The sequence below is a fragment of the Candidatus Vampirococcus lugosii genome (assembly GCF_018420025.1).
Taxonomy (GTDB): Bacteria; Patescibacteriota; Gracilibacteria; order Absconditabacterales; family Absconditicoccaceae; genus Vampirococcus; species Vampirococcus lugosii.
In genome coordinates, this window is the sequence record NZ_JAEDAM010000099.1 from 1 (window position 1) to 12,758 (window position 12,758).

The 12,758-nt window shown below is 18.8% G+C and carries 12 protein-coding genes; 7 read left to right on the forward strand and 5 right to left on the reverse strand.

From position 1 onward, the window contains the following. The first annotated feature begins 178 nt into the window (after positions 1 to 178). The 3 genes from VAMP_RS05270 (at position 179) to VAMP_RS05280 (ending at position 3,077) form a co-directional block, all read left to right on the forward strand. Positions 179 to 1,408: an aminoacetone oxidase family FAD-binding enzyme gene (locus tag VAMP_RS05270; RefSeq protein WP_213349895.1), complete on the forward strand. Its 1,230-nt coding sequence runs from the start codon at positions 179 to 181 to the stop codon at positions 1,406 to 1,408. Positions 1,409 to 1,573: 165 nt separating this feature from the next. Continuing rightward, the gene (gene trmD, locus VAMP_RS05275; RefSeq protein WP_213349896.1) at positions 1,574 to 2,257 is read left to right on the forward strand and encodes a tRNA (guanosine(37)-N1)-methyltransferase TrmD; all 684 of its coding nucleotides are present in this window, start codon (positions 1,574 to 1,576) and stop codon (positions 2,255 to 2,257) included. A 22-nt stretch (positions 2,258 to 2,279) separates the two neighbouring features. Beyond that, positions 2,280 to 3,077: a patatin-like phospholipase family protein gene (locus VAMP_RS05280; RefSeq protein WP_213349897.1), complete on the forward strand. Its 798-nt coding sequence runs from the start codon at positions 2,280 to 2,282 to the stop codon at positions 3,075 to 3,077. A gap of 11 nt (positions 3,078 to 3,088) precedes the next feature. Here the strand turns inward: VAMP_RS05280 and VAMP_RS05285 are convergent, their stop codons facing one another. The 3 genes from VAMP_RS05285 to VAMP_RS05295 form a co-directional block, all read right to left on the reverse strand. Further along, positions 3,089 to 3,760: a response regulator transcription factor gene (locus tag VAMP_RS05285; RefSeq protein ID WP_213349898.1), complete on the reverse strand. Its 672-nt coding sequence runs from the start codon at positions 3,758 to 3,760 to the stop codon at positions 3,089 to 3,091. 16 nt (positions 3,761 to 3,776) lie between these two features. Continuing rightward, positions 3,777 to 4,994, reverse strand: coding sequence for a sensor histidine kinase (locus VAMP_RS05290; RefSeq protein ID WP_213349899.1), 1,218 nt, complete (start codon positions 4,992 to 4,994; stop codon positions 3,777 to 3,779). Between the two features lie 442 nt (positions 4,995 to 5,436). After that, positions 5,437 to 5,583 carry a hypothetical protein gene (locus VAMP_RS05295; RefSeq protein ID WP_213349900.1) on the reverse strand — a complete coding sequence of 49 codons (147 nt, stop codon included), beginning with the start codon at positions 5,581 to 5,583 and terminating at the stop codon, positions 5,437 to 5,439. Positions 5,584 to 5,851: 268 nt separating this feature from the next. On the opposite strand from VAMP_RS05295, the gene VAMP_RS05300 reads away from it, so the two are divergent. The 4 genes from VAMP_RS05300 (at position 5,852) to zwf (ending at position 10,879) form a co-directional block, all read left to right on the forward strand. Further along, positions 5,852 to 7,159 (forward strand): hypothetical protein, encoded by a 1,308-nt coding sequence (locus VAMP_RS05300; protein ID WP_213349901.1) that lies wholly within the window; start codon positions 5,852 to 5,854, stop codon positions 7,157 to 7,159. 148 nt (positions 7,160 to 7,307) lie between these two features. Further along, entirely contained in the window at positions 7,308 to 7,805 is a 498-nt protein-coding gene (locus tag VAMP_RS05305) for a hypothetical protein (RefSeq protein ID WP_213349902.1), read from the forward strand. After that, a complete protein-coding gene (locus tag VAMP_RS05310) occupies positions 7,783 to 9,516 on the forward strand; it encodes a hypothetical protein (protein WP_213349903.1) in 1,734 nt (577 codons plus the stop codon). The genes VAMP_RS05305 and VAMP_RS05310 overlap by 23 nt, the downstream gene beginning before the upstream one ends. A 28-nt stretch (positions 9,517 to 9,544) precedes the next feature. Then, positions 9,545 to 10,879, forward strand: a complete 1,335-nt coding sequence (zwf, locus tag VAMP_RS05315; RefSeq protein WP_213349904.1) for a glucose-6-phosphate dehydrogenase — start codon at positions 9,545 to 9,547, stop codon at positions 10,877 to 10,879. Positions 10,880 to 11,015: 136 nt separating this feature from the next. Here zwf and VAMP_RS05320 read toward each other — a convergent pair whose 3' ends face one another. Together VAMP_RS05320 and VAMP_RS05325 are read right to left on the reverse strand one after the other, a co-directional pair. After that, positions 11,016 to 11,279, reverse strand: a complete 264-nt coding sequence (locus VAMP_RS05320) for a hypothetical protein (RefSeq protein WP_213349905.1) — start codon at positions 11,277 to 11,279, stop codon at positions 11,016 to 11,018. A 172-nt stretch (positions 11,280 to 11,451) separates the two neighbouring features. Continuing rightward, the coding region (locus VAMP_RS05325) for a PKD domain-containing protein (protein ID WP_244831663.1) at positions 11,452 to 12,758 on the reverse strand (1,307 nt) is incomplete at its 5' end.

Sequence of the window (12,758 nt, forward strand, 5' to 3'; positions counted from 1 at the left end):
TTAAAATATATTTGTTTAAAGTATCACTAAAAATCAAAAACTATCTAAAATTTAATATTGATAATAGTGTTAAATTTATTATATATCAATATAATTAGTAAATTAAATTGAAATAAAAGTTTTTATTATTATACATATATCAATTTATACTATATTTAAAAAAATATATTTATATAATATGAAAAAAATTTGAATAATATGATGATGAGCTAGTTGAATTATGTTAAGTGCTAGTTTGATTGAAAACTGATTTGATGGAAAAATTACTATTTTTGAAAAAAATAATAGACTTTGAAGTAAAGTTCTTATTAGTGGGGGAGGTAGATGTAATATTACTACTTGAATTACTAATAAAAAAGAATTTATTTCAAAATATCCTCGTTGACAAAAATTTGTAAAATATTATTATGGAAAATTTTGACCAACTAAAGTTTATGAACGATTTCAAAAACAATGAATTGAATTAAAAATTGAAAAAGATATGAGAGTTTTCCCAAAATCAAATTCTTCAAATGATGTTTTAAATATATTTTATAAAATTTTTGAAAAAAATAATGTTGATATAAAATATCAAACTGTTGTAAATAATATAACAAAAACTTGAAATATTTTTAAAGTTTATACTCAAAATAAAATTTTTGAATTTGATAAAATAATAATATCAACTTGATGAAATGCATATTCTCATACTTGAAGTAGTTGAGATGGTTATTCTTTTGCCAAAAATTTTTGACATAAAATAACTAAATTATGACCAAGTTTAAATAGTTTCAAAACAAAACAAGATTTTACCAGTATTTCATGAATTTCTTTTCAAGATTGATATTTCAAATATAATTGAAAAAATATTTATTGATCAATATTATTTACTCATTTTTGAATTACTTGACCTGCTACATTTATTTTATCATCAAATTCAAGTTTTGAAAAAATTACTGAAAAAACTCCTTTGAAAGTGAAATTTATAGCAAATAAAAATTATGATTATATTTTTTTGGAAAAATATATTTTGGAAAATATAGAAAAATTTCCTAGGAAATATATAAAAAATATTTTGTATAAACTGTATCCAAATAAATTTGTAGATTTAATATTAAGTTTTTTATGAATAGAATCAGAAAAAAGAGCTTGTTATTTATCAAAAGATAAAAGAAAATTAATAAGTAATAATTTTTGAAATTGATTTGAAATTGATTTAATATCAAGAAAAGCTTGAGATGAATTTGTCACAGCTGGTTGAATAGAACTATGACAAGTTGATATAAATACTTTGGAAAGTAAATTAATATCATGACTTTATTTTGTATGAGAAATACTTGATGTAGATTGATATACTTGAGGTTTCAATCTTCGGTGGTGTTGGGCAAGTGCATACTGTTTATGAAAATCTAAAAAATTATGAGAATAAAGTTAATTAAAAATACTTTTTTCTATTATGATAATGTATATTATAATAATAGAATAAGGGGGTAAATTTTACAAATAAAAACTTTTAAAAAATCTTGAATATATTTTTTATTTTTATATAATATTTAATTAATTTATATTTTTATTAAATTCTTAATATTTATTTATGAAATTTCATATAATATCAATTTTTCCAGAAATTTTTGAAAATTTTTTTTCTACATCTATAATTTGAAAATCTATAGAAAAAAAAATAATAGAAGTTTCAATATATAATCCTAGAGATTTTACTTATGACAAACATAAACAAGTAGATGATGAAATTTACGGCAATTGAGCCTGAATGTTGATAAAAGCAAAACCTATTATTGATTGTGTAAATAATATTCTTGAAAATATAAAAAATAAAACTTTTGTTATTATTTATCTTTCTCCTAGTTCTATACAGCGAAACCAAGAATTAGTAAATTCTTTTTCTATATCTTATGAAAATATAATATTAGTAAGTGGTAGATATGAATGAATAGATTATCGTTTTGAACAATATTTTACAGATAAATATCCAAATAATTTTTTCAAAATTTCTATATGAAAATATATAATGATGTGATGAGAAGTACCAAGTATGATTATTATTGAATCAATTTCAAGATTAGTTCCTTGAGTTATTAAAGAAAAAGATAGTGTTTTTTATGATAGTTATTCTATAAATGAAAATTTAAATAATTTGGAACATCCTCATTATACTAGACCAATAAATGTTTATGGTTATTCCGTTCCAGATATATTAATCTCTTGAAATCATAAAAAAATACAAGACCGAAGAGATCAAAATACTAAAAATATTTAATTTTAATTAATATATTATTTTAATGTGATATTGAATAGCTTTGAGTTGATGAGCTGCAAAATGAATTGCTCATATATGATTTATTAAATATTTACAAGAAAAAAAAATTAAAATAAATGAAATTTCATGAACTAGTATGTGATCCATAATTGCTTCTTGTCTTGCTTTAAATATGCATTATAATGAAATGTATAATTTAATAAAAAATATTAAATTTATTAAATTAATAGATATAAATCTAAAAACTTGATTAGTTATTTGAAATAAAGTAAAAAATCAATTAAAAAAAATTTTTTGAAACAAAAAAATAGAAGATTTAGATATTCCATTGTATATAATAGCTACAAATTTAGATACTTGAGAAAAAAAAGTTTTTAATTCTTGATATATAGTAGATGCAATTATGGCAAGTATTTCATTACCAAGTATTTTTAAACCATATCAAATTTGAAATATAAAATATATTGATTGATGATTAACAGATAATTTATGAATATCGCCATTAAATAGTAAAAATATATTAGCATTTTCAGTAATTAGATGAGATAATAATCCTATATTAAATAAGAAAAAGTTTTTAAATTTTGAACTTAATAAATCTTTTTTTAAATATAATTATGAAATATTATATAAATCACTTAATATAAATCTAAAATCAAATGAAGATCTAAATATTGATATAGCAAAACTAAAATGATCTAATGTTATATTAATATCTCCTGATTTATCAAAATTTGAATTTTATGATTTTTATAAATATGATGATTTAATAAAAAAATGATATGAATCTATAAAATCAAATTTAGAATATAATTTATAGTACATAAAATTTTAATTTCTAATTTTATTTTTTTCTTTTTCAATTTTGTATCAAAATCATTTTATTGTTTCTATCAAATGTTTATAAGTTTTTTTTCTAATATTTGATATATAAACATCCAATTTATCATCACTTTCAAAAACACTTTCTTCTCACCAAATATAATCTATAATTTCAGTTCTAGAAACAACTATACCAATATGTTTTACTAAATATTCCAAAATTAAAAATTCTTTATTTGTAAGATTTATTTTTTCTCAATTTTTTGTTACTTTATATTGACCTAGAAATAATTCAATATTTCATATTAAAACACTTTCAATTTGATTAGACCTTTTTAATAAATTTTTAATTCTAATATAAAGTTCTTCAAGTTCAAAAGGTTTAACCAAAAAATCATCTGCTCATGTGTCAAATCCTTCTTTTTTGTCATCTAATTCTGATTTTGCAGTAGTAATTATTACAGGAATATCACTAATATTTCTTACATGATCAAGAATAGATATTCAATCAAATCAAGGCAACATCCAATCAAGAACTATTAAATTATATTTTGAATTTTCAAAACTATCAATAGCTTCTTCTCAATCCAAAATCCGTTCAACTTTATATCATTTATTTTTTAAATAAACAGATATAGATTTTCATATTATTTCATTATCTTCTACCAACAATATATTCATTGTAATTAATTTTTATTTATTTAAATTTAATAGTAAACTTACTCCCCTCTCATTCTTTTGAATCAAGTTTTATTTCAAAATTTAATACTTGTATTATTTGTTTTACTATATAAAGCCCCAATCAATAACTTTGACAATCATTTCTACATGCATCTTGTTGATAAAAACTTTCCCATATTTTTTCCAAATTTTCCTTTTTTATTCATAATCAATCATCTTTTACTTCAATTTTTTCATTATCAAGATTTATATAAATATTTCAATTTTCTTGTGTATATTTAAAAGCATTTTCCAATATATTTTTGAATAATATTTCAAACAAGATATTACTTGTAAAAATTTTAATATTTTCTTCTATATTTATATGTAGTTTTATCTTTTTATTTGAATATAAATTACTTAATCTATCAGATATATTATAAATAATTAAAGAAATATTTTCTTTATTTTTTTCAAAATTATTTTGAGATTGCAATTTAGATAATAATAATAAATTTTCTACTATTTTATTCATATTTAATATACTATGTTTTATTCATCTTTTTGTTTCCAAATCATCTATAATATCAGCTTGTGCAAGTATTTCCATCAACGGAGTTTTTAATTCATGAGATGCATTTGATATAAAATCTTTTAATGATCTCGTTTGATTATCTATTTTTTTCATTGCATTATTTATACTTTCTGCTACAATTTTTATTTCATCATCATCAGGACCTTTTACTTTAATATAAGTATTTAAATTATCTAAATCAATTTTTTTAGTTTGTTTTACAAGTAAATTTAATCATTTAAGAGAAGATTTTACAAAATAAAAAGATACAAAATAAACAATTATCATCATAAATATAATAACATACATAGACACCATTAATAAACTGATTTGTGAATATATATAATGAGTTATATTTGAATAATATACTCTATTATTAATTATAGAATACAAAATATAATTTCAATTTATATATGAAATATTTAAAAAAATTCTATTTTCATAAAGAGTTCTTGCTATAAAAGCATTTTGTCTTATATCCTTTATAGGATTCATACTTCTGTGTTGTCTACCAAATCAGATATTATCAAAAATTGTTCCTCTTTCTTCCAACCTAGCTTTACCTTTTTCGTACCATTGATAAAAATAAAAAAGATTTACTATTAATCAAAAAAGTATTAATAATAAAGATGTAAAAAATGTAAATTTTAAACTTATTTTCGTAGATGTTTTTATATTCATAATAATCTTATTTATAAAGATCTAACTTAAATAAAACTAAATTTTATTTAATTATACAAAAAAATCCAAAGAACCGTGGTACTTAAATTACCTATATCCTTAAAAAACACAAAGTGGATAGCTCGACCATAGCCTAAACTATGATATACCGTCTTCCTATATTAAAATATTTCAAAGAGAATAAAGATAAGTTCACCAATTCCTTAGATTAATTATATTTTTTATAATATTAATATAATATTTATTTTCAATAGATAATTATATTTTTCATATATATACTTATATAATTAAAATATATTATATTTCAAGCTTATATTTTATTTAAACTCATCTTTGTAGAACAAAATTTCTAAATCCTTGATTTAGACAAGGATTTGCAAGAAAATAAAAATATGTCATTTAACTCTTTTATCTTTCTAATGAAATACTGGTCTTATTTCTATTAAATTCTTAACATAATCAATCAACATAATCTCATTTTTATATTTTTTGATTTTGGAGGCAATTCAGAAAGATTAGCTATATTTCTATGTTTTACTTTTTTTGTATCTTTATCTCTAAAAGATACAACAAGATTAATGAGTGACATAAGTTTTTCAATTATATTTGCGAGTACTTTTTTAATAAACATATTATAATTATTACCACTTAAAACAATAAAAGATAAAAAATAATATAATTATAATGAAAAAAATCATAATTTCAAGAGAAAATACAATAATACTCGCCACTACAAAACTAACTATTTTTTGTTTACAAAGATGAGATTAAAACAAATACTTAATTTAAACTTGCAAAAATATATATATTTATGTATAATATATATATATATTTATATATAATAAAATTATATACTTATGAATATAAATACAAACATAAATAATATTAACGAGGAAAATAATAAAATAAATGAAAGCGAATTATCAAAAATAGAATGAATATCAAAAAAATCTATAATGGATATATTAAATATAAAAAATATAAATGAACTTTCTACAGATGATTTTTTGTATTATTTATCAACATTAGATTGAGAGTATAATGAAAAAATATTTAATGATATAGATGAAAGATTTTACAAATTAATTTCAAAATTTGATAATATTCATGATAATTCAAATGAAGAGAGATTTGAATATGATTATATTGATTTTGAAGAAATAAATAAACTTATAAAATGACTTGCAAAAATATGAATAGAAAATTCAGAATATAATGAAAAAGTAAAACAAATAGATAATTTTTTATTTTTAACATCTAGATTATGATTTTCATTCAAACATATTATGTATAATCCATCAGATGTAGAAATGCATACTTTATTTACTAGTATAAAAGAATGAGAAGAAAAATGAATAGATTTTTTTGATATAAGATTAATTTTTGCAAAATATAAAAATATTTTAAAGAAAATAGTTGATAAAAAACAAAATTGAAGATATAATTTTGAAGAATATTGAAATTTTTTTGAAAATATAAATAACTTACTAAATGAAGAAAATTCTGTTGATGATATGAGTAAATATGATATTAGAGAATATTTGGATGAACTTAGATATTTATGATTAAAACGGACCTTGGATGTAGATTTTGAAAGATCTATTATAAAAGATATATGACCATATACACGAACTAATATATTGTATAGACTTAATGAAGCAAGAGAAATTTATTGATTAGATGAAAAATGATTTGATATTGATGCTCTTGAACAAAAGTTTTTAAGTTCTAAAAAAAGAATTTATATAGAAAACTTTAAATCTAATTTTGAAATAATAAAACTAGCACCTACTATTGGTAATATTGAGGGTTTTTTATCAAAAATAGATTATTATGAAAAAGAACTTCTTGCTGATAATGAAAATGAAGATTTAAATAAAGATATAATTTCTATTTTAAATAAATTTAGAGCTAATATAGCTATAATAAATTATTATACTATTTTTGATGAAAAAAATAATGAAATAAATCAAGATGATTCTAAAGAATTACTTGAAAGTTTTGAAAATGAATTTAAGTGATGTTTTAAATCATTTCCAGACAGAAAAGATTGTACTAATTTAAAAAATATAGAAAATGTATTATGAGAAATTAAATATTGAAATGAATCTGATATGATAAATATTTTTAATAAATCAATGCAAATTTTGAAACTTAAAAAATAAATTAAATTTATTTGATTTTCTGATATAATATACTAATCTAATTATTTAATATCTTTATAGATGCAGAAGATTAGTAATTTTTTTATTGATTTTAATTCAAAAATCATTAAATTATATGTTAAGATTTAATTTTTACAAATTATAATTTATGAAACTTTTTAAAAGAATTCTTAATTCATTTTTTCCTGATGAAATAGTAAATCAACCTATAAATCCTATTAGTATGTTTATATCTTTTATTTCTGCAAAACAATTCTTTTCTGTTGTAAATAGGAAAATAATAGAAAATTATAAATTAAATTTATTTGATATATCTTTGGATAGTTTTGATGCTAAATTATGATTTGGTAAAAGTTCTATGGTTAAACATAAAGAAATAGAAAATTATTATTCATATTGAGTTGTAAGTAATTTTAATGGTTATAAATTTTATTCTTCTTCAAATATATGAAGTTTAATATCAATGGTATGTAGTATTTATACTAAAGAAGTTTTTAAAAAATATGATTACAAATATTTTTTTAATTTTTTATTAACTGTTTATTATTTGCATTTTATTTTTATTTCTAGAATTAAAGTTTTTCCATATGATAATGAAAAGCAAAATTATACTTGGTTTGTAAATGTTTTTTTTTGAATATTATAAATATTTTTGTTCATTAAATTGATTCAAAATTATCAATAAAGATTTTGAAAAAATAAAAATTTCTTTATTGGAAAATATACAAGTTTTTTTTATGTTATTTCATATTTATCAAAAATATAATAATGTTTTTTATATTGAAAATGAAAATGAATATGATTTTTATGAATGGTTGTTTGATCAAGATTTAAAATGATGAAATATGAAAAATATTACATTTGATTATATTAATAATTATGAAAAATATTCAAAATCATATAAAATATCTATTACTGAGAAAAAAATTCTTAAATTAATATTACCAGCTGATGTATTGATAAGATATTTGTTTGATGAAAATGATGTTTACAAAATGGTTGATTTTGTAATACAACCACTTTTTGATAAAAATTTACTTGATACATATATGTCTTCATTTTTGAAATGAAATAAAGATTTGGAAAATTTTGTAGAATATATATTTAATTATTGATTATTCAAAAAAAAATATTTTGTTTGAGTTAAAAATTTCATAAGTTGGAAATATAGAATGGATACTGAATATGACATGGATGTACAAGAAGAACTTGATGAACTAATATCAAGTATATGACAAGATGAAGAAGTTGATGAATCCAAAATTCCAGATAAATTAAAAAAAGAATCTCAAACAACAGAAAGATTAATAAATTTTTATATGACATTTATAGGTTGATTTTGGGTTTCTAGATGAGATAATCTTTTTGCTAGGTTGTTTAGAAATAAAATTTATGATATATTTTATATAAGTGAATCAGAAGATGAATTACAAACAAGTAGTATAAATTTTTATTGAAATTTACTTTATGTTTATAGTAAAAATACTTCATATTACAAACTTGCATTTGATAATATAAAAGCAGGAAAAGAAAAATTTAATCTACCAAATAAAACAAATTTAAAAAATATAAATTCAAAAAAATTTATTTTAAGTTTATTTCATAGAAATTTTGTTTATGATTTTTTTCAAGATATAAATCATAAAGATATAAAATTATATATACAAAATAAAAAAATAATTTCTTTATTCAAAGAAGAATTTTATCCAAATATTTCAAATATATTGAAGTGATGAGATAAAGATTTATTAGATATAATTTATTCATCATCATTATCTCTTTTCTCAAAAAATATATCTACAAATATTTTATTGAATGAATTTAAAGAATCTGATATTAAAAATTTGAAAGAAAATTTATATACATTTGATTTATGGATTTATTTAAAATTTATAGAAAATCTAAATAAAGAATGATTTAATAAAAATAATAATTATACTGATATAAGTTTGATTTGAATATTATCTTTTTTGAGAAATACTATATTTGCTTTTTGTTTATATTATACTTTTGTTTCAAAAGAGGAAATTAATTTAAATAAAGACTTAAAACTTGATGAACTTAAAAAAATTTATATAACAGAAATTTTGCTTATATCAAGTGATGATTATAACATATTTGAAAATATATTAGATAAGTTAATTTATGATTATATTGATTTTTTCAAAGAATGGTTAAATATAGATGATAATAAAATGCATTTTAAATTAGCTTATGATAACTGGATAAATTTTCTTAAAGAAAATAAAAATGATGATATATTTGGGAAAGTAATGTGAGAAGATATTATCTGGTTTAGATGATATTTAAAAAATGTTTCATATTACAATAAAAAATTTGTAATACCTAGAGATTAATTTTATATAGTATAATTTTGTAAAAAATATGAAAACTGTTTTTGTGTTATTTGGTTCTACTTGAGATTTAGCTAGAAGAAAAATACTTCCTTCAATTTTTGAAATTTGTAAATCTTGAAAAGATGATATAAAAATAATAGCTGTTGGTAGGAGAGATTTTGATAATAATGATTTTTATGAATATCTTTGGAATTTATGAAAAGAATTTTTTATTGATCAAAATATAGATAATATAAATAATTTTATTAAAAAAATAGATTATCAAAAAGTAGTATTAGATAAACAAGAAGATTATATAAAATTATCTGAAAAAATTAATGATTTAAAATGAAAAAATTGACAAACTATAATACATCTTTCTGTATCTCCTGAACATTATCATCTTTTCTTGGATAATGCTAAAGCTATGAATTTAGATAAAAAAGATAAAGTTATTTTTGAAAAACCTTTTGGTAATGATTTAAATTCTTCAATAGAATTAAATAATAAAATAAATTTAGTTTTTGATGAAGAACAAGTCTATAGAATAGATCATTATTTATGAAAAGAAGCTGTACAAAATATTATATTTTTTAGATTTGCAAATTTAATATTTGAACCTATATGGAACAATAAATATATAGATAATATACAAATATTTGCAAATGAATCTATATGAGTATGAGATAGATGAGATTATTATGAAAATTACTGAGCAATAAAAGATATGCTCCAAAATCATCTTTTACAAATGTTAACATTAGTTAGTATAGAAAAACCAAAATCTTTTGATGCAAATTCTATTTCAGATGAAAAAATAAAAATCTTGAAATCTATAAAATTATGAAAAAATTTTGAAAAAGATATAATTCTGGGACAGTATAAATGATATTTACAAGAAAAATGAGTTTGAACTAATTCAAAAACAGAAACTTATGTATCTATAAAATTAGAAATAAATAATTCAAGATTTACTTGAATTCCTATATATTTGACAACTTGAAAATGTTTGAAAGAAAAATCTACAAAAATAATTATTAATTTCAAAAATATTTCTGATAGTCTTTTTGAAAGTTTTTGAAACATTAAAAACAATAAAATAGAATTGGAAATACAAACAGATGAAAATATTAATATTTATTTCAATGGAAAAATTGATGAAAATAGAAAAGAATTTAAATCAAAGTTTGAAAAATGAACAAATACTAAAGAAGCTTATGAAAAACTTATTAAAGATTGTATTGATTGAAATAAAATTTTATTTACTAGATTTGATGTCTTGCAAGAATCTTGGATTGTATTGAATGATTTATTAACTTACAAAAATAATTCTAATCATATTAATCAATATGACAAGTGAAGTGATTGACCTATATATAATTAAATTTAATTTTAAATTACTAAATACTTGATTAAATCAAGTATAAATGATTTTAGTAAAATTATTTATTTAACAAAAAATAAAAAATAAAATTAATTTTATTTTTTATTTTTTATTTTTACAATAAATAAATTAAATATTATACAATAATATTACTTCATCATTCATTAGAAACTTGATCTCATTCTTGTCAAGAACTTCCTTCTTGCTGTTGAGAAACTATAGATTCAATAAATCATGAAACTAAAATTCATATTACTTCTTCATCAGATTGAATTTCTTGACCTGTCATTTGTTGTAATACTTGTTTAAGTTGAGTTATAGCTTGATATAATTCATCAGATATTTCAATTTTATGAGTTACTGATTCACTTGTTGTTTCTTCATTATTTTCTTCCACCATTTAAGATTTCTGTTATTTAAATAAATATAGCTATAATTTACATATAATAATTAAAAAATCAAGTATAAATTAAAGTTTTTTGTCGCATACTAAATTGTCAGTAATAGAATATTATTCTTAATTTTTTTTATACTTTTACTAACAATTCTATTTGTTGTTTTTGTACGAGCAATTAATAAAGTCAAGAAACTTTAAATGGATTTGACATAGTATACAAGTTATTTCAAGTTTCATCATATAATAAGGATCTAATATAATCTCAATTTGCAATATCAGATTCATAATCAAATAAATGACACGGACAAGAATTACAATTTATAGAACTCAAAGATGCATCAAAATTATAATTTGAAAAATTAGGTATTTGAGTTCATAAATCATTATCAGAATTTAAATCATCATCAGTATCCAAATAATCATTTAAATTAATACAAGCATCTCATAATCATTGTCATGTACTATTTATTTGATTAGGATTATCTACAAAAGGACAATTATCATAATTTTCTGGATTTAAACTAGATAAATTTAATTGCTCTTGTAATCTTGAAATATTAATATTTCTTTGATCATAGACACAATTTCAATCTTCAATTATTTCATCATTAATAAGTCATAATAAATTTTTATTTCAATCTCAATCAATATCATCATCACAAATATCAGGAATTCAATTTCAATTCATATCACATTGATATATTGAATTTAATTCATCTTCTGGTAAAGAACATATATCGGCTCAAGAAATAAATAAAGTCAAACTTGTAGAAATATCTCAATATGATTCTGTTTCTACTACCAAAGAAATTTTATAATTTCATGAGCTATTATATTTATAAGTTTTATTTAAATTTTCACTAAAATCTTGATCAAAATTTTGTATATCTCAATTTCCAAAATCCCATTTTATATTTTGAATTTGTCATAGTTCCAAATTTTCTATAATTCATTGAATATTAAAGCCTTTACCAACATTAAATTCTAATTTATCTGAAATTAAATCTAAACTTGGAGCATTTCCAGACTCCCCTACTCAGACAATTATTTTATTTTCTATTTCTGTTCAATCTTCAAGATTAATTTTTTGAGTAATTTCATAATCTCAAGGTTGTTCATAAACATATGATATATCAGTTCATTCAGTATTTATATTTTCTCAATCTCATAAATCCCAATTTACACTCTGTATATCTTTAGGATTAATTCATTGTATTTCAGTATTTAAATCAATTTTTTCTCATGACGAAATGTTATTTTTATTGACTTTCAAATTAGTTCAATGAAAAGAATTATTATTATTATTATTATTTATATTATTATTATTATTATTTATATTATTATTATTATTTATATTATTATTATTATTATTATTATTGTTTATATTATTATTATTATTATTATTATTATTATTATTATTATTGTTTATATTATTATTATTATTATTATTGTTTATATTATTATTATTATTATTATTGTTTA